The following is a 22,472-nucleotide window of genomic DNA, read 5'->3' on the forward strand; positions in this document are numbered from 1 at the left end:
TCCGTAAAATATTTCTGCTGCCAAAAAAGCAAAGAAAAACCCAACGAGGTACGTTACGACCGAAATCCATAAAATCCATTTTGAAGTTGAATTTTTCAGCGGGTAAAAGGTTTCACCATATAGAATACTGCACAATAAAATAACTCAGCACCATACTAAGGTGCTGAGCGGGTAAGAAACATGAAGCTTCTATGTTATAACTGGAAATCATAAGTCATTTGTTGCAATAAACAGATCAAGTGACATCTATGTGATGATCAAGCTTCAACCTCAAACGTAAGGCCTGCGTTTGCAACCAAGCGGTCAATCAATTTCTGCCCCATTGCAGGCGCAGGGGTCCATATACCACCCGGGGTATCGACCGCGTCTTTCACAAGACAAATCGCGCTTTCAGCAATCATTTTAGACGTAGAACCATATCCCGGGTCTTTATCACCTGTAACACCCACATGAATACGCTCGTCATTGTCGCCCAATCCCACGAATAGGACATCATAAAAGCCTGTTTCGCGTTCTTCCTTGCTTGGTCCCTCGCCTGGCTTGGGAGCGTCATCGCTGGCGAGCGACTTATCTGACGCAACAGCTTTTGCTATTGCCTGCCCTTGCTCACCCGGCCCCGTTAACATCATTTCATCGTAAGTGAAATCTTCGCCGTATGAATGACCTAGTAACATATTGGAGCGATGAATATTGCGGGTATTAATTGCAGCCATAATGAAGGGTGCGACCCAGCTTTGCATATCATCTTCAAAGACAATCTCAGCGCCGGAAGGCTGTTCAGCGCCCGTAAAACCAGGCGTTAAAGAGAATGGGTTTTTAAGAACCTCTAGAACTTCTGGATTTTGCATTGCAGCGGCCATCGTTGCCTTCAAACTTGCGGCAGTACCACCAGAAAACGTGCCTTTCATTTTCCGCACACGGCCCTTAACGTGCTTCACAGTATGACCAAACTTTTCTTTTGCTGCATTTTGGAGGAAGTAAACACCCAAATCGAATGGAATTGAATCAAACCCGCAAGAAAATACGATCCTTGCACCAGTTTCCTTGGCTTTTTCGCCAAACTCTTTGATCATTTGATGCATCCATGCTGGCTCACCACATAAATCTACATAATCAGTGCCACATTCAACGCAAGCAGCAACCAAATCAGAGCCATACAATTGATATGGTCCAACAGTTGTTAAAACTGAATGGGTCCGGGCGGCCATTTCGCGAATTGATGCAGGATCATTGGCATCAGCAACAACAAAAGGCGTATTTTCAGGCGCGCCAATTTCCGCACGTACGGAATTCAGTTTATCTTCACTTCGGCCAGCCATTGCCCATTTGACATTGCCATCAACACCATATTGATTAGACAAATATTCAGCGACCAATCGGCCAGTGAAACCAGTAGCGCCGTAAACGATAACATCAAACTCTTTTGAAACAGACATGCTTGCCTCCGTTTATATTTTAATGTGTTGTATTATTTTTTATTATCAAAATCACACTTACGCACTCAGGTCAAATACTCTCTATGCAAAGACAAACTTTCCGTACTAATATCTTCCCAACAAAGAATTGGGGAAACCGATGTCAGGCCACAAATATACTATCAGGATGGGTTATATTCTCATCTTGATAATACTGGGTTTAAATTTCACGTCAGGCGATCACAGCGCCAAGGCGATACGAAAGCTGAGTGCAGAAGAAAAAGCAGCCTATATTGATCAATTAGAAATATATGAATTTTTTGCAAGGCGAGTTGAGTTGGTCGGGGGGCATAAGCAACCAGCTATTTGGTTCCGGTTACGTAATAAAAGCGACGTTTCTTTTTCTCAGGTCAGGGTTAAAATCAATTTTTTTGATAAAAAACAGCGCCTTATTCATGAAAGCTATTTTCATCCAGTTCATGACAACACCAGTTTCAATTATGCAATTGATAGCCTAGCCCCTGAACAGGTCTGGCAAATGTCACATAGTCGATATTATATACCCACTGGCGTTCCCACCCATTGGCGTGATGGAAACGCTTATGCTGAAATTGTGGACGTTGAAATCAACCCCAATAACTAAAATACAAATCTAAGCTTGCCCAGGTGCAGGCTGCTCACGTGTAAATACCCACGTATCACCATCACTCAAATTCTGATCAAACTCATACCCTCCGGCGTTAAAAGCCTTCAGTTTCTCATGATCTGTAATTCTATTCTCGATAATATAACGCGCCATCATGCCGCGTGCCTTTTTAGCGAGAAAGGAAACAACGCGTGTTTTGCCGTCTTTCGTATCTTTGAAAACGGGGGTGATGATACGGGCGTTCAAAGCTTTTTGCTTAACAGCCTTGAAATACTCTGTTGACGCAAGGTTAACGAGAACCCCGTCATCGCCTTCAAAATCGGCATTCAGTTGCTGGGCAATTTTCTCGCCCCAGAATTGATAGAGGCTTGTCCCGCGCTCGTTTTGAAACTTTGTGCCCATTTCCAAGCGATATGCCTGCATCAAATCAAGGGGCTTCAAGAGACCGTAAAGGCCAGACAAAATACGTAAATGACTTTGAGCGAAAGCACGGTCTTCTGCGCTTAGTGAGGGTGCGTCAAGGCCGACATACACATCGCCTTTAAAGGCATCGATGGCAGGTCTGGAATTGCCTTCAGTGAAAGGTGTCTTAAAAGCCTTAAATCGCTCAACATTCAAATCTGCCAGGTTATCAGAAAGTCCCATCATCGCCTTCAAATCTGACGAACTTAATGTCTTCGCTTTTTTAATGAGAACTTGAGCATCAGCAAGCATAGCGGGCTGAGTTACTGCTTCACCGTTAAAAGCGTTAGTTTGCCAGTCTGTTTCAAAATCTAATTTTTTTGCGGGTGATAAAACTAACAACATACCTCTGTTCCTTATTTTCGAGCTTTTACGAACATATTTACCTTATAGATGAAACGTCTGATATATATCTAGCCTAAATCTAAATCAGAGAACTATCCCCAATCGTTCGAATTTAGTTGCAGATAAAACTAATTTCACCGTAAGAAAGCTGATGAACTAGGATTACAGGTGAGGCAACAATGAGCGACCAAAAAAGAAATTATCGGAAAACAAAAATTGGCAATCATAAATTAAGCCCTGAAACGCAAATGATGGGATATGGCTACGACCCAATGCTCTCAGAAGGAGCGTTAAAACCACCAATATTTATGACATCCACATTTGTTTTCGAGAACGCTCAAGCTGGTAAAGATTTTTTTGAGCTTGCTTACGGCAAACGCGAAGCCGCGAAAGGCGAAGAGCCTGGCCTGATCTATTCACGCATTAACAATCCCGACCTTGAAGTACTCGAAGACCGACTGGCTTTATGGGAAGACGCCGACAAAGGCCTAACGTTTTCGAGCGGTATGGCCGCAATTGCCACAAGCTTAATGGCCTATCTCCGGCCTGGTGATGTAATTGTATATTCTGCGCCGATTTATGGTGGAACAGAATATCTTATACGCAACATCTTACCCGAATACGGCATAAAATCGGTTGAATTTGAATCAGGATGGGACGAGCTCACGCTGGAGCCTGCACTTGAAGAAGCGAAAAAGCTGGGCCGAGTTGCTGTTATTTACGCCGAAACGCCCGCTAACCCAACAAACGGATTGATTGATTTGCAACGCTGCGGTGATGCAGCAAAGGTCCTTGAAAAAGAACAGGGATACAAGCCAATAGTTATGGTTGATAACACATTCCTTGGGCCTGTTTGGCAAAAGCCTCTTCAATTCGGGGTTGACGTTGTTCTTTACTCACTAACCAAATATGTCGCGGGGCATTCTGATGTTGTGGCAGGAGCAGCCGTTGGTGCCGCTGATGTCATGGGACCAATTCAAGGGTTTAGAACGATATTAGGCACAATGTGTGACCCCCATACAGGTTGGCTAATCATGCGTTCTCTAGAAACGTTAAAGCTGCGGATGAGTGCCTCTGCCATTAGTGCGGAAAAAATCGCTAAATTCCTGCGTGACCATCCGAAAGTAGAGAAAGTGAACTATTTGGGCTTTCTGGAGGAAGGCAGTCAGGCGCACCGAATTTTCAGCCGCCAATCAACATCCGCTGGTTCCACATTCTCTTTCGATATTAAAGGCGACGAAGCCGCGGCCTTCAGAGTGTTAGATGCCCTACAAATTATCAAGCTTGCAGTCAGCCTAGGTGGTACAGAAAGCTTAATGGAACACCCATTTGCGATGACCCATTCGGATGTTCCAGATGACGTTAAATTACGACTTGGGATTTTAGAGCAAACTTTGAGGATATCTGTGGGCGTTGAAAACACAGATGATCTTATCGCAGACCTGACTCAAGCTTTAGACGCTATTTAAACCTTGCTAATGACCTAAATTCTGAACAGTCTCCATTGTGCGCGGTGTCAATACCGTGCACAATTTTCCATACCCCTTCAACTTTCGCTAAAGTAAACTGATTTACACCGCAGCCTACCAGTTCCTTCTTATAGTGAAGGATAAAGGGTGCCCAAACGGTTGCCAAATTGTCGAATTCTTGCACTTTAACGGCAAATATTTGCTCGTCAGCGTCTCCTTCTTTCTGTTGGTCAACCCAACTGATCCAGCGTTCAAACCCACCGGTTCGAAGTTCACCACTGGCGGTAACCCGATCCAGGGACGCGCCTTCAGCAACTATACTACGAATGGCAGAGCCGTCACCTGCCCGCATGCCATCGAATAATTGCTCGATAACATCCTCGGGGCCTTTTGCCTGCGCTTTAACTTCTGCAGCAAGCAGGAAAACCAAAAAGGAAATTATCAATATACTTATACTAAGCGTTTTATTCGGATTTAAAACCATGTGACCCTCGCAATATATATTTATCTATAGCGAGGAGGTTACGACTGGCTGATAAACCGTTCCGAAGGGAAATGTAACGTGATTGTTGTCCCTTTGCCCACTTCGCTTGATAGCTTGATATCACCATCATGCATATCCATAAAGGCCTTTACAAGAGACAATCCAAGGCCCGTACCCTCATGGCTACGGCTAAGTGCAGACGCAGATCGCATAAATGGAGAGAAGATAAGGTCATGTTCTTCCTCAGGGATACCAATCCCGCTGTCACGAACAGAGACAACAAGTTCACTTTTGTCATCATTCATAAATGTATGAAGTTCGACGTTGCTTCCACCCTGCGGCGTAAATTTAACAGCGTTAGACAATAAGTTAAGAACCGCCTGTTTGATACGCAACCGATCGCCGTTAATAAGCGGAATATCATCCTCGATACAAGAAATAACGTTAAAGCCGCGGACAACCGCCTGACCTGTAACCAACGAACAGCTCTCGTCACAGAGGGCTTTCATATCAACATGCTCGTCTTCAATTTTAAGCTGGCCTGCTTCGATTTTTGCCAGGTCCAAAACTTCGCCTAAAACATCCGATAAATGCTCACTGGACGTGCGGATATCGCTTAAATATTCACGGTATTTATCATGGCCGATTGGTCCGAACATCTGATCTGCCATGATCGAAGAAAAACCAATAATCGCATTCAAGGGTGTACGGAGTTCATGGCTAACATTTGCCAAGAATGCACTTTTCGCTCGGTTTGCGGCCTCAGCCTCTTCCTTGGTTTCCACTAATTGCTTGGTCGTTTCAATCGTACGGACAATCTCATGCTCAAGCTCTAACGAGCGACGTCGCAGCGCCTCTTCGGACGAGGCAAGAGCCGTATTGGTTGACCGCAAGCTATCCAAAAGTTGCTGAATAGCGTCAAAAGACATATTGATCTGACGCGCGAGCAGCCCCAGCTCATCTTTCTCATAAGACTTCAAAAGCTTGATACGTTTTTCACCAGGTTGTTCCGGGCTGATGCTAGCTAGCTGCCTTACAATTTCATTTAAGGGTTTTGTTAACCCCCTGTAGAATGAGATATAGAGCAACATCACCAGTATTAAATTCCTTAGAAAACCGGTTAAAAACGTAGTTATCGCACGAGAGAAAAATGGCTGCAGACCAACCGCTTTATCAACCTGAAGGATTAGTTTTCCTGGGCCAGACGCTGAAGAATCTGGCAACTCCAAGTCAGCCTCGTAACTTACTGTTTGGTCAAAAAACCAATGGGCAAATTCAAAAGTACTCTTATCAACTCGCGTTTCCTGCTCCCCTTCGGCAAGAACTCTCTCATCCTCATCCATGATTTTAACTTGGGAGATATAATCATACTTAAGCAATCCGGTGATCACTTCATTTGCTAATGTATCATCAAGAATGAATACAGCGCGGGTCGATGCGTTTTTGGCAACCTCAAGACTTTGATTAACTTTAGCATCAAAAAGTTCAACTTCTTCAAAATAGTCAAGATACACTTGACCACCAGACAAGATGACACCAACGACAAACGCAATAATGACCGATGTACGTGCTAGTTTAAATGATATTCTATTAGACCAGTGAAGCTTCACAGGTTTGGCTCCCAACCATAGTACCTATCTAGTGTGCTTCTTATGGATATCCGAGGAAACTAAATACTTTCTTAATGTTCACAAGAAAAATACATATCACTATGCGATTGTTACCAAGTTCCGGTGTTTTCCATTGAAGCCCAAGGCTCTTGAGGGGCTTTTGGGCCTCCTGCCTGTAAAAGCTCAATTGAGATATTGTCCGGGCTTTTGATAAAAGCCATATATCCATCACGGGGTGGCCGGTTAATAACCACACCACTGTCCATCAATCGCTGGCACGTTTCGTATATATCATCAACACGGTACGCCAGGTGGCCAAAATTTCTGCCCGATGGATAATCTTCAGGGTCCCAGTTGTAGGTAAGCTCTACCTGTGCATCTTCGTCACCAGGTGCCGCCAAAAACACAAGCGTAAAACGACCTGCAGGGACTTCCTTACGGTTAACTTCAACAAGGCCAAGTTTGTTACAGTAAAAATCGATAGAAGCATCAATATCTTTTACCCGGACCATTGTATGTAAATATTTCATCAAACTTCCAATCTTATTTCTTAATACTCTTTACTGGGCTTACCAGCTAAGCAGCGAAAACCTTATTCACGATACGTTCAAGCCATATTTGATCATCAGTATCAAACGAGTTTAGGTGTTCAGAATCAACATCTAAAACAGCGATCATTTTCTGTTTCCCGTCAAATACCGGCACAACGATCTCAGAATTCGTGCGGCTATCGCATGCAATATGATTTTCAATGGCATGCACATCCTTCACTATCTGGGTAGCCCCTTCAGCAGCGGCCGTTCCGCATACCCCGCGACCAAATGGGATGCGTAAGCACCCCAAAGTCCCCTGATATGGGCCAACAACCAATTCCTGATCATTTTCGGGGGAGACAACATAAAATCCGGTCCAGAAAAATGTTTCAGGAAATGCCTGTGCCAACAGACAGGATATCGTTGCCATCTGCGCCGTCACATTATCTTCGCCCTCAAGAACAGCTAAAATTTGACTTTCAGTCGTTTGATAAATCTCTGTTTTAGTCATAATCTTTACCTACAAAACCTTGCATACTTTGAAAGTCAAACTCAAAATGAATACGGCCTGTTTCACGGTCCGCATCAATGTGATCATAAAATCCTATGGCAACTTCATTATCATCTAGTGCAGACCATTCAAGAGCTTCACAGCCAATTGATAATGCCTTCTCAACAGTTGCACGCATCATTTTTATACCCAAGCCATTACCGCGCGCATTCTGGCTTACTAATATATCTTCGATATAGGCGATTTTATGCCCTTTGAAGCTCGAAAATTTAACCGCTGACAAAGCGTAGCCAACAATTTGACCGTCAACCAATCCAACTATTCCATGGGCGACTGGGTTTCCCCCAAACAACAGGTCGGTAAGGCGCTCGGGCGTAATCGTGACAGCTTCTGGTCGGCCTTCATGTGTTGCCAATTCTTTGATCAGGCCGAGGACGATATCAATGTCTGCGCGGTTTATATCCCTGTATTCAAAACTATTCATCATACAAGGGCCCTTACAAATCGCTTAAGCAAGCCATCATAACCTTTCATATTCGCATGCCCAAAGATCGCGAGATGAAGGACCGCAAATGCCGGTAATGTAAATATGAGGACAATCGTGCCAACAATGATACCAAACCCAAGTGAAACCGCCGTTGGAACGAGGAACTGAGCCTGAACACTGGTTTCAAGGATAATAGGAATAACTCCGAGGAAGGTAGTTAAAGTGGTCAACAAAATAGCCCTAAACCGTTCCAAGGTGCTCTCGATCACCGCGGTCACATAATGCTCCCCGGTTTCAAGTCGATCATTCACAAAACTGATCACCATCAAGGAATTATTGATAATCACCCCGCTCAGACCAATAACGCCGAACATACTGAGCAGTGTAAGATCAAGCCCTAAAACCGCATGTCCAATCAAGGCTCCCATGAAACCAAATGGAATGGCGAGCATAACAATAAGGGGCTGGGTGTAGGATTTAAAGCTGAGGGCTAATAAAGTATAAATCACCATCATAGCGACAATGAAATTACGACCAATCGCAGGACCTGCCTGCGCTTGTTCTTCCTGATCACCAGAAAGAGTGATGTTCAACCCATCGAAACTTTCTCGCTCGCGCGGTAAGACCTCTTCTAAGATATAGTCAGTTACAACACCGGCTGTTGAGAAATTAGTATCCACATCAGCGCTCAGCGTATAGACCCGTCTGCTTCCAATGCGCGTGATTGCGGCAGGCGCAGGAGCTATTGTTAAGTCTGCAAGGCTTTCAATCGGGACAAACCCATCACCAACCCGAATTCTCAGGTTTTTCATGGCTTCAAAATTGCCGCGTTCATTTTTTGGCAAGCGAACACGAACCTGAATTTCTTCTCTGTCACGCTGAACACGAACAGCCTCAGCCCCAAAAAACACTGCCCGAATTTCGCGCGCTAAATCATTTTGAGATATACCATAGGAACGCGCTAACGGTTTTAGTGCGATCTGCACTTCGTCTGTCGTTCGAAAACGATCATCACGGACATCAAATACGCCAGGCAAAGCTTCTAGCTCGCGTCTGATGGCTTCAACCGCTGCCCGTGTATCACTATCTAGTCTTGTGCTGATTTCCAATTGGACAGGCGCACCAGCCGTTACCAGATCAGAGGTTATGGTTAATTTCTGGGCTCCAGGGATATCACCAATGGCTTTCCGCCACTCTGTTTCATAGATACTTGCAGAAAAACTTCTGCTCGAAGCTTCCTGCAGGCGCGCAACAATATAGGCTTTATTAGCCGCCGCACCACCACTTGTAGAAGCCTGAGCATTATCAAGCGCGAGTGGTACACCAAGCGTCCAGAAAACGCCTTCCAGGCCTTTCGCATTCGGATCAATCGCTTTTGCGACTGCTGGCGCCTTATCCGCAATCATTTCAGCAAAACGGATTGTTTGCTCCTTAGAAGTTGCCTCGGATAATTCAAGCTCAGCCGTTACATAATCGCCCTCTACTTCGGGGAAGAAAATAAATTTCACGGCCCCGCCAGTCACAAGACTTAAGGATGCGAAAAAAATTCCAAAGGCGAAAAGAACGGTCATTAATGGATTAAGTGTACAGAAAGTTACGGCTTTTCTCAAAGGACCTTCAGTGATGACACGCAAGCGAGCGGCACACCAGTCGCGAAACGGGTCCGCCAATCTGCGGGGGGAATATTTTCCGGGGGCCTCGCTTCTAAGGTGCGATAAATGCTTTGGCAGGATCAAGAAACTCTCGAAGAGCGAAATCAACAGAACAATAATCACAACCGACGCAATAGGGCCTAAAAACTGCCCAAACGTCCCCGGGATGAACAATAATGGGACAAAGGCAACAATCGTAGTTGATACAGAGAATAAAACCGGGGTCGAAACTCTTAAAACACCAACTCTGGCGGCTTCATCTGGCGCATAGCCCTTCCGCCATGTCGCGTGAATATTCTCACCGACCACAATCGCATCATCAACAACAATACCGATCGCAAGAATAAACCCAAACAAAGTCAACTGATTAATCGTGACACCAAGCGGGGCCATAAAGGTAAAGGCGCCGACAAACGCAACCCCAACACCAAACGCAACCCATGCAGCAATACGAATATCAAGGAATGCCATCAACAAAAGACAAACAAGCACAAGCCCCATAAACGCATTTTCTGACAGCAAATTAATACGCTGTTTCAGCGGGATAGACTCGTCACGCCAGAAAACAGCATCGACACCAGACGGTAATACTGCTTCAATTTCCTTGTCAAAATAGACCCGCACAGCATCAGCAAGGTCCAAAAGTTTCTCATCCCCGGCACGGAATACAGAAATGAACATGGCTGGTTGGCCTTGATAGACAGCTTTTATTGGTGTCTCAGCGAGACCATCATTCACATGAGCCACATCACCCAGGTAAATAGGTGTTCCTGTGGCCCCCGACCCCAGAACGACAGTTTTAAATTCTTCGCCGTTTCTGCGTTCACCAGTGGATCGTACGAGTAATTTCTGGCGTGCATTCTCGATTTCACCACCAGAAAGATCAACACTCTGCCGCGCCACCCGTTCAGCAATGTTTACCAGTGACATACCAAGCGACTGGATCGTATCTTCACTAACGGAAATATCGATCAAGTATTCTGGGGCACCATTAATGGACGCTCTTGAAATATTAGGCTTGTCCGCGAGGTCTGATCTAATCCGTTCAGCGATTAACTTTAATTCGCCAATGTTTTTATCGCCGTATATGACGATACGGGCTGCTAGTTCATCGACTTCCACATGGGTAATTTGCGGACGCTCTGATTGCTGCGGGAAAATTGTAATCCGGTCCACTTCGGTCTGAATATCGTCCAGCATCGCAGGGATGCTTTCCCCTTCTTCCAGATCAACAATCACACTTGCAACGTTAGATCCCGCGAGTGCGGTCAGCTTGCGCACCCCTTCTAATCCTTCAAGGCGCTCCTCGATGGGTTTGACAATTGATGTTTCCACCTCGCTAGGCGTTGCACCAGGATACGGGACTGTGATTGAGATTGCGTTTAAAACAATTTCAGGAAACAGACGAACATTCAAAATCTGGATAGAGATTAATCCAGATATGATAATAACCGCAGCAAACAAGTTAGCTGCTACCCGGTTTTCAAGGCAAATTTCTATCAAACGTTTCATTTGTGCCCTCTATTTCTCATTGGACACAAGGACAGCTTCAACCTCGATACCCTCACGCTCTTCTGAAAGGGCCGTCAATAAAACACGCTTATTCAGCAAGTCGGCCTCTGAACGGATCATAGCAAAACCCGCTGTATCGCTTAAAACTGTTATAGTCTGCTTTTGTAGTATACCACTTTCATCAACAAGCCAGATATATTCATCCCTGCGAAGTGCCCCATAAGGAACCTGCCACACGTGATTAGCATCAGCATTGATGGCAATTTCAAGTGTCATAAAGTCTTCCGAGAAAACACGGCCTGTATTTTCTTTCGCAAAGGCATCAGGGAAAACAGCAACAATAAGGGCCGACCTTGATGTTGTATCAATAACAGGGGAAAAGTTATCAATTCTACCGACTAATGTTTGCGTTCCGACTGATCCCTCATTTGGTTTCGCGAGAACCTGAAGTTCAGCCGTTTTTTCACTCAATACTTTCGCAATCGTTGCAGCTTGCTGCGGGGAAACACCAGCTATCAACTCAGCGGCACGAATATCAATTAACTGAGCCAATTCTTGCCCTGGGGAAACATACCCCCCAAGGCTCGCACCTTTAGCAATAACAAGCGCAGGAAAAGGCGCTACAATCGTTGCCCTCGATAAATTTTCCTTAGCAACAATCAATTGTGCTTCCGCTTGCTTTAGGGATGCTTCAGAGCTTGCAAGGTTTGCAACCGCTTGATCGCGCTGTGCTTCAGTTACAGCGCCTGTACCATAGAGTTCTACCCTGCGGTTTGTATCCGCTTTGGCTTGTATCAAAAGCGCTTTAGAACTGGCCACCACCGCTTGTGCGCGCGCCACTTCTGCTTCAAAGTTGCTCTTGTTTATCTCAACGAGAATTTCACCTTGCTGGAAGCGCCCACCCAATACCAGCCGAGGATCAACATAGGTGATCTTACCTGCAACTTCACCAACAAGGCTAATTCCACTACGTGCTCTCAAACGCCCAGGAATTGATAATGTGTAATCACCGCTACCCTTGATGATTTGGGCGACTTCAACAACAGGTTTTTTGGTTGCTCGTGTTTCATCCTCACCTTGCCCAAGGCTATTGGCATTCCCCGCCAATATCATGGATACAAAGCCTATACCCAAGGCAACAACACCAACAAATAGCCATTTTTTTGAATAAGGTTTATGAGAACTGACTGATTGCATGTTTATATCCTGTTTCCCGAGCAGAACCTGATCTAATCTTTAAACATTACAATTTCAAGACTAATCAGTCCAAAAATAAATCTGATTGATTGTCAGGATATCCAAAATCTACTTCCAGATTTTCGTACCCGAGCCCGGTATTCCCAATTCATTCCATATATTGTCAATTCTATCCACGACATCATTTTGCATTCGGATTTCCTCACCCCACTCACGGTTGGTTTCACCTTCCATTTTATTCGTGGCGTCTAAACCTAGCTTTCCACCAAGGCCCGAAACAGGGCTTGCAAAATCCAAATAGTCGATCGGTGTATTTTCAACCGTCATTATATCCCTGACCGGGTCCATGCGCGTTGAAATGGCCCACATCACGTCCTTCCAGTCCCTGGCATTGATATCGTCGTCAACCACGATCACAAATTTTGTATAGATAAATTGACGAAGGAAAGACCAAACGGCCATCATAATACGCCGCGCATGCCCTGCGTATACTTTCTTCATGGAAACGACTGCAATCCGGTAACTACACCCCTCTGGCGGCAGCCAGAAATCAACAATCTCTGGGAACTGTTGCTGCAATAATGGAATGAAAACCTCATTTAAGGCTTCGCCTAACACTGAAGGCTCGTCCGGTGGCCTACCTGTGTAAGTCGACAGGTAAATCGGCTCTTTACGCATTGTAATGGCCGTAATATTGAACACAGGGAACTGCTCAACGGAATTATAATATCCAGTATGATCCCCGTATGGGCCCTCGTCAGCATATTCATCAAGGCTAACATAACCTTCTAGCACAATCTCGGCCGTTGCAGGCACCTGCAAAGGAACGGTTTTACAGTCCACAAGGGGAACTTTTTTACCGCGAAGCAACCCTGCAAACTGATATTCTGATAGCGTGTCCGGGACAGGCGTTACAGCCGCGAGTATTGTTCCAGGGTCAGCGCCAATAACAGCAGCAGCAGGAACAGGCTCGCTTTTTTTGTCTTTCCAACGCTTATATTGCTGTGCGCCACCACGGTGTTTCAGCCAACGCATGATCGTTTTGTTTTTCGTCATACGCTGCATGCGATAAATACCGAGGTTATAATTATCTTCCCGGTCGTCGCCCGGCCCTTTTGTCACGATTAAAGGCCACGTAATCAGCGGTGCTGGTTCACCCGGCCAGCAGGTTTGAATAGGCAGTTGAAACAAATCAACATCGTCACCTTCAAGAACAATCTCTTGAACCGGTGCTTTCTTTACTTTCTTAGGCTTCATCGCCAAAACTTGTTTCGCCAGTGGCAAAAGTTCCAACGCATCCTTGATGCCGCGTGGGGGCTCTGGTTGCCGAAGAAACGCCAGCGTTTCACCCACTTCACGAAGCTCAGAAGGTTGCCTTGTCATTCCCCAAGCGACACGCTCCACGGTGCCGAACAGATTAACCAGAACAGGCATCTCTGATTTTTCACCGCGTTCATTGATGACATTCTCAAATAAGATAGCTGGGCCACCTTCTGCCATCACACGCGTTTGAATCTCTGTCATTTCCAACTCGGTCGAAACGGGCTGGGTTACACGAACCAAGCGCCCTTCGCGCTCAAGAAGTTCGATAAAATCTCTAAGTGAATCATAAGCCATGCAGTCTATATAACGAAATCAACCCTGCAGGGCTATGGATAAAAGCGCGCAGGCTAATCAAATTCCGCAAGCATTGCTGCAAATACTAGAAAAGCCGCCCAAGGGCGGCTTTTCACATGCTAAATATCATTTTAGGTTAGAATTTAAAGCCAAATCCTGCACCAATGATCCATGGATCAATATCAACATCTGCTTTGATCGTATCACCATTAATGGAGACATCAGTATCAAGCCATAAGCGCTTTACATCGACGTTAAAGACCCATTTTTCGTCTAGCTTCACATCGAAACCAGCTTGAAGTGCAAACCCAAATGAATTGCTATAGTCAATATCATCAACAACCGCTGCAGGCTCATCAACATTGAAGAAAACAGTATAGTTTACGCCAGCACCAATATAAGGGCTGAAGGTTTCACCTGCTAAAGGGTGATACTGCGCTGTCAATGTTGGCGGCAAAAGATTTACTGACCCAAGAGGGACATCGCCTGCCGCGGTTCCTGCTGCAATTGGGCTATGGCGGTTTGTCGCCAAAATAAGCTCAAGTGCTATTTTGTCAGTAACAAAGTAGGAAAAATCAAGCTCTGGTACGAATGTATTGTCGATCTGAGCGCTACCGCCGATCGGATCAATTGTCGCTGCTTCATCAGGCACGACATAAATACCGCGCAAACGAACCAACCAGTCGCCTGCGTCTGCAAATACTGAACCTGTTAGCATTGTACAGGCTAAAAAGGCGGTTATTGGTTTTGATAGTTTCATTGTTGCCTCCTGTGTTAGGCCGTTTATTAACTGGGCCCTTTCAATCACAAGAGGCAGGATATTTTTTTGATTTTAATCAAATAGTTACCGCGACATTCGGCCACACCGACCAAATTATTCCTATTCTTGGATAGCGGCAAACAACTTTCTGATCCGTGCAGCATTGACACCAATATCACTGCCCGCAAAACGAGATACAGAACGTGCGTCTACCTGACTTCCGCCCCCTTCTGTTGCCCGAACACGAAGAACAAGGTCATCCTTAAACTGAAACCACTGGGTTGTTTCTGTGACTTCAAGGCGACCATTTTCGGCGTCTGCCACAGCAACTTCCCATCCAAAAGCTTCACTCGCTTTTTCAGCTTTGGCAATCACGTCAGCAACGGACATATCCAATTCCAAGGGCTGTAAATCTGCATAACCCGCACGGTGTAGCAATTCCCAATTCTCAGCATTTGGATTCTGAGGATTTAGTTTTGTATATTGTGGGATATCCTCAAGGTCTGTTGTTACATCATGAATAGGAGGAACGGAACGCGCCGTTTGAACCTGATTTAGTATATTTGCAGAAAAGCCCAATACACCCAAAAACAATACTGCCGAAATGACTGTACGCGCCATTTGCCCGTCACGGCGGGCTTTGGCAAACGCGAAGCCCCAAAGTGTAAGGACAGCAATTGCAATCAATGCAAATGACGTAAAGGCAGCGTAGCGCAGCAATGCAAATGCTGTTCTAACATCCCACCACTCATTTGCGTACCCTGTTCCTGACAATGCAGCCAGAACAAAAACGACCAAGGCAATAACAATTAGCCCTGTGTTGGCTTTGGTTAACCAAGTTGATTTTTTTGAGAGAGACATAACGATACCCTATATAAACGTAAATGTGCCAAAACCCATTAGATCCTGACTTTGAATTATTGTTGCTCCAGATCTATTTAGCAAAAATCTGAGAAAAATCTTTGAAAGATTTCATTTCTAATGCATTTCCCGCCGGATCTGTAAAAAACATTGTAGCCTGTTCCCCAACCTCGCCCTCGAAGCGAATTTTGGGTTCAATAATGAACTCAACATCTGCTTTTGCCAGTTTGGTTGCCAAAACATGCCAATCATCCCACTCCAGTATCATTCCATAATGGAAACTCGGCACAGCATCACCGTCCACACCGTTGTGATCCGCATCTGTCAGAGGCTTTCCCTTATGAACAACGAATTGATGGCCAAAAAAATTGAAATCGATCCATTTATCAGAGGAGCGCCCTTCAGGGCACCCCATTATCTCACCATAAAACTGTCTAGCTGCATCCAAGTCATCAACAGGAACAGCCAAATGAAAAGGTGTTAACATGATTATACTCGTTTACTTCTTCATTAAATCCAGAACCGCAACAGTCATCGCCTGAACACCTGCTTTGATCGAAGGCTCAGGCGCAATTTTAAAGAGGGGAGAATGGTGCCCTGCCACGGCTGGGCCGCCGTTTTTCTCAGCATCAAGGTCGGCTTGCGGTGTTCCCCCTACTGCGAAATAAAACCCCGGAACCGGTGGATTAACCCGAGTAAAATAAGGGAAATCTTCTGCGCCCATCGTAGTTTGCACAAGGGTTTGAAGGTTTTCTTCACCAAGTTCACGCTTAAAGACAGCATCCAAACGTTTCGTTAGATCAGAATCGTTCACTGTCGTCGGTGTTGCAGCGATGGATAGATCAACTTTCGGCAAGCGATCCTCTGGCAAGCCAGCAACACGCCCCATATTTTCAGCAATGCGTTTAATCCCTGCCAGCAGTTTTGCCCGAACTGCTTCATCATTAGAGCGAACCGTTAGCTGTAAATCTGCATATTCAGAGATAATATTATGTTTTGTACCCGAATGGAACGATCCAACGGTGACCACACCCGGTTCCAATGGTGAAATTTCGCGTGCAACAAGTGTTTGTAAAGCAAGAACAATCTGAGATGCAAGAACGACAGGGTCCTTGCCAGTGTGCGGAGCAGCACCGTGCGCACCAACACCGAACACACGAATATTTACGCTGTCGGAACTTGAGTATGTAAGGCCTGATTTATAAATAATTTTTCCTGCGGGCTGGCGCGCTGCCACGTGCAAGGCAAGTGCATAATCAGGCCGTCCAAACCGTTCATAGAGACCGTCCTCAATCATGGCTTTTGCGCCGCCGATCCGCTCTTCCGCGGGCTGCCCAACCAGCATCAAAGTGCCCTGCCATTTATCGCGCATTGCAACAAGACGGCGCGCGGTACCAACCAGCGATGTCATATGCATATCGTGGCCGCACGCATGCATTACAGAAACTTCGTCCCCGTATGTATTTACCTGTTTAACCGTCGATGCATAAGAAAGCCCCGAGCGTTCTTGAACAGGTAGGCCATCCATATCAGCGCGAACCAACACCGTAGGCCCTTCGCCATTTTTCATCATGGCAACAACGCCGGTGCCACCGACACCAACAGTTACATCAAAACCGATCGCCTCCAGTTCAGCGCCAAGTCGCTTGGAGGTTTCATTCTCAAGGTAGGATAGCTCTGGGTTCTTGTGAAAATGGGTAAAGAGATCAGATAAATAGCCATAATCTGAGGCAATATCATTTTTCAAATCATCATAGGCATACGCCCCGCCTGATGCCATACTTAGCGAAACTGCTATCGCCAACAAACTCGTTTTTATCATTCCCCATAACTCCCTTTTCAGTTCAAGTTCGCATAGTCTAAATTATAAAACTTTATCTCGGAACCCCATCCAATTTATTTTATAGCACTATTTTTCAAATATCACCAAAGTGCTTTAGTGCTGCTGGGGCAATTTCACCGCCCCATTCTTGAACAAAATGTCCGCCTTCCTCAATTTCCATGGGCTCAGGACAGTTTTTGATAATACCAGCAAGTGCTTTCATCGCAGGCGGACCCAACACTGGGTCCTGCATGCCAATAGCCATAAAACTCTGCCCTTGCCATTCATTTTGCCAGAACTCCAAAGCCTTTTTTGACGTTTCCACGCCGTTCATATCAGGATCTGTCATCACTAACTGTGGGAACCTACGCACCCCCGCTTTATAGCTATCATCAGGGAACGGGGCATCATACGCAGCAACCTCAGCCTCTGATAAATGCGGCGAGCTTCGCTTCATTAACTGTCCAACTGGGAAATCCGGCGTATTCGCAACATAATCTCGCCAGGCATCAAAGCCTTTGCCTGCGGGCTTACCAATCGCAATTGTAGTATTCATCACGATTAGTCTGGCGAAACGGTCCGGCATATCATGAGGTAGCGTCAATCCAAGCAAGCCACCCCAGTCCTGGCACACAAGCGTTACATTCTTCAGGTTTAGCCGTTCAATAAACGCAAGCAAATAGTCACGGTGGAAATTAAATGTGTATGTCGCATCATCAATCGGCTTATCTGATCTGCCGAATCCGAAGAAATCTGGCGCAACCACACGAGCACCAGAATTCAGGAAGTGCGGGATCATATGCCTGTATAAATAGGCCCAACTCGGTTCGCCGTGCAAACAAAGAAAAACTCTCTCAGCATTTTTATCGCCTTCGTCAATATAATGGGCTCGTAGTCCTTCATATCCCGGGAGGTCATCAATATAATTAGGAAGGTATGGCCAATCCGGTAAATTTTCGAACCTATCATCATCTGTTCGCAACACGCCTTCTTTAATCGCCATCAGAGCACCCTCCTTACTTAATGAACAACATTAAACATAGTTTGACTGGAAAATAGCGGTGTTGCAACGAATATAATACTGACCGCGCTAAATAAGGCCTGCTATTACCATTATGACTTACGGTGATCGGGCAGTAACCTGATAATATATGGGAGAGCTATCTGATCCCTTAATCAGCCACCGAACTCGATTTTACCAGTTTATCCCTTAACTCTAGATCCGCTTAATAGGTATGGTGCCAAGGATCTTGATCCAATAACAATATACTTCCCGTATGACTGATACCATTGTTGTTGACGCAATTTCTTAGTTAGTATAGTTATGAAAGTTAATGATTTCGGCAGATCAAAGCAGTGAATGGAAACAGTTTATTACTGTTGCTTCGAGCTAATCTGTATTACGTTTAAACAGTCAACCTTGCACAAATTCCTATTGCTACGCTCAACAGGTATTTCCGCATCTGACACAAAGGGGAGGAAAAAATGAAGATATTAAAATCAATTATTGTAGCTTTGATTGTCACATCAATCGGTTTAGGGGTGATGATTACAGCAGGCGTTGACGGCCCCCAAGTTTGGGGAATTCCCTTAATGTTAGTGTGTGGATTACTCGCTTTTGGTGTAAACTGGCTTGCCTTTATTCCTTCCGCCATAGCTCAGACAGAAAAATACTATGACCTTTTGGGCTCCATCACCTATTTAGTCACAATATTAGCGGCTTGTATGTTGTCCGGGGATTTACACGAAAGAGCATTGATCGTTGCAGCCATGGTCATCGTTTGGACTTTGAGGTTAGGAAGCTTTCTATTTGCGCGTATTTCAGCTGACGGCGAAGACAAACGGTTCAAAGATATTAAGGGTAATCCGCCGCGCTTCTTTGTAACCTGGACACTGCAAGGCGCGTGGGTAACCTTAACCGCAGCCGCAGCATTTTTCATTATCACTTCAGAAACCTCTATGCCTCTCGGGGTCGCATTTTATATCGGCGCAGTCATGTGGGTTATTGGTTTTGCTCTCGAAGTCATCGCCGATAATCAGAAAAAAGCCTTCAAAAAAGATCCTGAAAACGCTGGGAAGTTCATCCAAAGCGGTTTGTGGTCATGGTCACGGCACCCTAACTATTTCGGAGAATTTTTCCTCTGGACAGGTATTTTCGTCATTTCAATTCCACTCTTAAGCGGTAGCCAGTGGATAATCACAATTTCACCTTTATTCGTATATTTCTTGTTGACGAAGGTAAGCGGCATCCCACTTTTGGAAAAAGCAGGAAAGAAACGCTGGGGCGATGACCCTGCGTATCAGGCTTATTTTGCACGCACATCACGTTTTTTCCCGCTGCCACCATCCAAAACGGAATGATATAGAAAACGATTGCATTTCCAAACTTGCCATCAATACTCTGGTGGCAACAACTGGTGATAAAAACATATGCAAAATTATTTTCAATTATCAAAGAATGGTACAACATTCAGCCGTGAACTCGTTGCCGGACTGACGACATTCTCGACGATGGCTTACATTGTTATTGTAAGCCCCTCTTTACTTTCTCAAACCGGTATGGACTTTCAGGCAGTAACAATTGCAACTTGCTTGGCAGCGTTCATTGGCTGTGTGTTGTCTGGTCTATTATCAAATTACCCGTTTGCACAGGCACCCGGCATTGGCTTAAGCGCATTCTTTGTATACGGCGTTGTACTTGGTGGTGGTTATACATGGCAGGGTGCACTTGCGATTGTGTTTATTTCAGGCCTGGTGTTCATTATCTTGACTGCCACAGGCCTCAGGCGGGCAATTTTGAATGCAATACCCGAAAGCGTCCGGCAATCAGTTCCTGTTGGTATAGGCCTTTTCATTACCCTGATCGGCCTCAATAATGCCGGTGTTGTTGATATCAACCAAGGGCCAATCATTGATATAGTGCTATCGAACGGCACATTAGAACAATCCGACCTCATCGGAAAAATCACCAATGCGCCGCCACAAATCCTTGAATTTGGTAATTTTGCAAAGCCAGAAGTGTATTTAACGCTGTTAGGCCTCGCGGTTATCATCGGGCTTTCTGTTCACAATGTTAGTGGCGCAATTTTAATTGGAGTGGGCGTTGTTAGTTTCATCAGCTTTCTAATGGGCGGCACTGAACTACCAAACCAACTCATAAGTTCTAGTTTCGATATAAGCCCAATATTTTTGCAGCTGGACTTTTCCGCAATATGGGGCGCAAGCGGCTTCACATTATCCGCTTTGTTTGACATATTTTTTATCGTTTTGGCGTTCACAATGGTTGATTTGCTGGACACCGTTGGAACCCTATATGGAACGGCGGAAAGAGGAGGCTTTTTAGACGAAGACGGAAAGTTACCACGCATTAACAGTGCGATGATGGCGGATTCAGTTGCAACAACGATTGGCGCACTCGTCGGTACATCAACTGTAACAACATATCTTGAAAGTGGTTCTGGTATCGCAGCGGGCGGGAAAACAGGCCTTGCCGCAATCATTGTGGGTATTTTGTTTCTGCTATGCATACCCTTAAGCCCACTCGTGGCCCTGATACCGACATCAGCAACGTCTGCCGCACTTGTGATGGTTGGTATTTTGATGATTGGATCCGTAAGCAAAATAGACTTCTCCAAACTGGAGGTCGTAGTACCATCATTTTTGGTTATTGTTTTGATGCCATTTTCATACAGCATCGCGAACGGGATTGGTGCGGGCATCATTGCCTATGTTTTCATAAAAATTATACAAGGTGAACTACGGTCACTTCATCCCGTTACATGTTTGATCGCCATTTTATTCGTTTTAAGATACGCCATCATTTAACTTCAATCAGGCTCGCAAAGGACACACACAGCATGAAACAAAATTTTATCAGATGCATTACAGCTGTCCTCGCAATAGTCTTTTCATTTTCCGGGCTTGTGGCGGCCCCAGAAAACCTTGAGGCAAAAATCCCGATCAAAGTTGTCGTTGTTACCATGTTTGAACGCGGCGAAAGCACCGGCGATGCACCAGCAGAGTTTCAGCATTGGGTAGAACGTTTCCCATTGACGGAGGAACTACCCTTTCCTCTTGGGGACCGCGAACTCAGATTAAACAGAGATAAGGGGGTTCTCGGCATTGTAACCGGGATCGGTACGATAAAAGCGGCCGCCACTATAATGGCGCTGGGACTTGATGAACGTTTTGACCTCAGTAACGCCTATTTTGTTATTGCCGGCATCGCGGGGATTGACCCCGCTGATGGCTCGATTGGTTCCGCCGTATGGACCGACTGGGTCGTAGACGGCGATTTGATGCATGAAATTGATGCACGCGAAATACCCAAAGGTTGGACAACAGGCAATTTTCCGAGGGCTAGACAAAAACCATTTGATGGCACAGCACCTAAGACCAACCGTACGCTGGTGTATAGGTTGAATAAAGGTTTGACGGATTGGGCTTTCAATCTGACCAAAGACGAGATTATCCCTGATACCAACGCTATGAAAAAGTTTCGGAAACGTTACAAGAGTTACCCCAAAGCACAGTTGCCACCCTTTGTTTTACGCGGGGACCAATTATCAGCGATGACATATTGGCATGGTGCAAAAATGAATGATTGGGCCAATGAATGGATGCCATATTGGACAGAAGGAAATGCGGAATTTGTTACGTCTGCAATGGAAGACAGCGGCACACTTCACTCCATAGAGAAACTAGCCTTACTGAATAAAGTAGACAGTAATCGAGTATTGCTCCTTCGCACTGCAAGCAATTATTCAATGCAATATGAAGGAGCAAGTGCTGTCGACAGCCTGCTCGGCAAGGGGATTCCTGATGATCAAAAATCTGCAGGCTTCCTTCCATCACTTGAAAGCGCTTATCTGATCGGAAGCAAAGTTGTTAACTCACTTGTGGACGGATGGTCGACATATAAGGACACCATACCAAATTCAAATTAGTCAACTGAATTGAAACTTTGACGCCCACAAACCAAAACGGAAAGAATGATCACATTTCTTCCTGTTATCCACTATGAATGACCAAAGCATATCGCTTTTTTCAAAATTTATAGAAATTGAGGGTTGAAACTGTCCGCTATCTT

The 22,472-nt window shown here is 45.3% G+C and carries 20 protein-coding genes; 5 read left to right on the top strand and 15 right to left on the bottom strand.

The features are described from left to right. Positions 1–257 precede the first annotated feature (257 nt). Entirely contained in the window at positions 258–1,436 is a 1,179-nt protein-coding gene (locus KFF44_RS12360) for a trans-acting enoyl reductase family protein (protein WP_255934629.1), read from the bottom strand. Between the two features lie 139 nt (positions 1,437–1,575). Here KFF44_RS12360 and KFF44_RS12365 point away from each other — a divergent pair, with 139 nt between their 5' ends. Then, complete coding sequence (locus KFF44_RS12365) at positions 1,576–2,058, top strand: hypothetical protein (protein ID WP_255934630.1); 483 nt, start codon at positions 1,576–1,578, stop codon at positions 2,056–2,058. Between the two features lie 9 nt (positions 2,059–2,067). Here the strand turns inward: KFF44_RS12365 and yaaA are convergent, their stop codons facing one another. Continuing rightward, the gene (yaaA, locus tag KFF44_RS12370) at positions 2,068–2,868 is read right to left on the bottom strand and encodes a peroxide stress protein YaaA (protein WP_255934632.1); all 801 of its coding nucleotides are present in this window, start codon (positions 2,866–2,868) and stop codon (positions 2,068–2,070) included. Between the two features lie 179 nt (positions 2,869–3,047). Between yaaA and KFF44_RS12375 the strand changes: the two genes are divergently transcribed. Continuing rightward, positions 3,048–4,337: a cystathionine gamma-synthase family protein gene (locus KFF44_RS12375; RefSeq protein WP_255934633.1), complete on the top strand. Its 1,290-nt coding sequence runs from the start codon at positions 3,048–3,050 to the stop codon at positions 4,335–4,337. On the opposite strand, the gene KFF44_RS12380 is transcribed toward KFF44_RS12375, so the two are convergent. The 13 genes from KFF44_RS12380 to KFF44_RS12440 form a co-directional block, all read right to left on the bottom strand. Further along, the gene (locus KFF44_RS12380) at positions 4,330–4,821 is read right to left on the bottom strand and encodes a nuclear transport factor 2 family protein (protein WP_255934634.1); all 492 of its coding nucleotides are present in this window, start codon (positions 4,819–4,821) and stop codon (positions 4,330–4,332) included. The two genes, KFF44_RS12375 and KFF44_RS12380, sit on opposite strands and share 8 nt — an antisense overlap. A gap of 38 nt (positions 4,822–4,859) precedes the next feature. Further along, positions 4,860–6,431, bottom strand: coding sequence for an ATP-binding protein (locus KFF44_RS12385; protein ID WP_255934635.1), 1,572 nt, complete (start codon positions 6,429–6,431; stop codon positions 4,860–4,862). A 110-nt stretch (positions 6,432–6,541) separates the two neighbouring features. Next, positions 6,542–6,961, bottom strand: a complete 420-nt coding sequence (locus KFF44_RS12390; RefSeq protein WP_255934636.1) for a VOC family protein — start codon at positions 6,959–6,961, stop codon at positions 6,542–6,544. A gap of 46 nt (positions 6,962–7,007) precedes the next feature. After that, positions 7,008–7,475 (bottom strand): GAF domain-containing protein, encoded by a 468-nt coding sequence (locus KFF44_RS12395; protein ID WP_255934637.1) that lies wholly within the window; start codon positions 7,473–7,475, stop codon positions 7,008–7,010. Continuing rightward, the gene (locus KFF44_RS12400) at positions 7,468–7,962 is read right to left on the bottom strand and encodes a GNAT family N-acetyltransferase (RefSeq protein ID WP_255934638.1); all 495 of its coding nucleotides are present in this window, start codon (positions 7,960–7,962) and stop codon (positions 7,468–7,470) included. Before KFF44_RS12400 ends, KFF44_RS12395 begins: the two co-directional genes overlap by 8 nt. Next, on the bottom strand, positions 7,959–11,126 hold the full coding sequence (locus KFF44_RS12405) for an efflux RND transporter permease subunit (RefSeq protein WP_255934639.1): 3,168 nt from the start codon (positions 11,124–11,126) through the stop codon (positions 7,959–7,961). The genes KFF44_RS12400 and KFF44_RS12405 overlap by 4 nt, the downstream gene beginning before the upstream one ends. A 9-nt stretch (positions 11,127–11,135) precedes the next feature. Further along, the gene (locus KFF44_RS12410; RefSeq protein ID WP_255934640.1) at positions 11,136–12,323 is read right to left on the bottom strand and encodes an efflux RND transporter periplasmic adaptor subunit; all 1,188 of its coding nucleotides are present in this window, start codon (positions 12,321–12,323) and stop codon (positions 11,136–11,138) included. Positions 12,324–12,431: 108 nt separating this feature from the next. Next, a complete protein-coding gene (locus KFF44_RS12415) occupies positions 12,432–13,940 on the bottom strand; it encodes a UbiD family decarboxylase (protein WP_255934641.1) in 1,509 nt (502 codons plus the stop codon). Between the two features lie 136 nt (positions 13,941–14,076). Next, positions 14,077–14,700 (bottom strand): OmpW family protein, encoded by a 624-nt coding sequence (locus KFF44_RS12420; RefSeq protein ID WP_255934642.1) that lies wholly within the window; start codon positions 14,698–14,700, stop codon positions 14,077–14,079. Between the two features lie 120 nt (positions 14,701–14,820). Continuing rightward, positions 14,821–15,561: a DUF1499 domain-containing protein gene (locus tag KFF44_RS12425; protein ID WP_255934644.1), complete on the bottom strand. Its 741-nt coding sequence runs from the start codon at positions 15,559–15,561 to the stop codon at positions 14,821–14,823. 73 nt (positions 15,562–15,634) lie between these two features. Beyond that, the gene (locus tag KFF44_RS12430; RefSeq protein ID WP_255934646.1) at positions 15,635–16,048 is read right to left on the bottom strand and encodes a VOC family protein; all 414 of its coding nucleotides are present in this window, start codon (positions 16,046–16,048) and stop codon (positions 15,635–15,637) included. Positions 16,049–16,060: 12 nt separating this feature from the next. Then, the gene (locus tag KFF44_RS12435; protein ID WP_255934648.1) at positions 16,061–17,383 is read right to left on the bottom strand and encodes an amidohydrolase; all 1,323 of its coding nucleotides are present in this window, start codon (positions 17,381–17,383) and stop codon (positions 16,061–16,063) included. Between the two features lie 94 nt (positions 17,384–17,477). Beyond that, positions 17,478–18,386 carry a haloalkane dehalogenase gene (locus tag KFF44_RS12440; protein ID WP_255934650.1) on the bottom strand — a complete coding sequence of 303 codons (909 nt, stop codon included), beginning with the start codon at positions 18,384–18,386 and terminating at the stop codon, positions 17,478–17,480. 482 nt (positions 18,387–18,868) lie between these two features. Here KFF44_RS12440 and KFF44_RS12445 point away from each other — a divergent pair, with 482 nt between their 5' ends. The 3 genes from KFF44_RS12445 (at position 18,869) to KFF44_RS12455 (ending at position 22,329) form a co-directional block, all read left to right on the top strand. After that, positions 18,869–19,744, top strand: a complete 876-nt coding sequence (locus tag KFF44_RS12445) for a DUF1295 domain-containing protein (protein ID WP_255934652.1) — start codon at positions 18,869–18,871, stop codon at positions 19,742–19,744. A gap of 69 nt (positions 19,745–19,813) precedes the next feature. Further along, the gene (locus tag KFF44_RS12450; protein ID WP_255934654.1) at positions 19,814–21,208 is read left to right on the top strand and encodes an NCS2 family permease; all 1,395 of its coding nucleotides are present in this window, start codon (positions 19,814–19,816) and stop codon (positions 21,206–21,208) included. Between the two features lie 32 nt (positions 21,209–21,240). Further along, positions 21,241–22,329: a purine nucleoside permease gene (locus KFF44_RS12455; RefSeq protein WP_255934655.1), complete on the top strand. Its 1,089-nt coding sequence runs from the start codon at positions 21,241–21,243 to the stop codon at positions 22,327–22,329. The last annotated feature ends 143 nt before the right edge of the window (positions 22,330–22,472 follow it).

Source organism: Kordiimonas sp. SCSIO 12610, assembly GCF_024398015.1.
Lineage (GTDB): Bacteria > Pseudomonadota > Alphaproteobacteria > Sphingomonadales > Kordiimonadaceae > CANLMI01.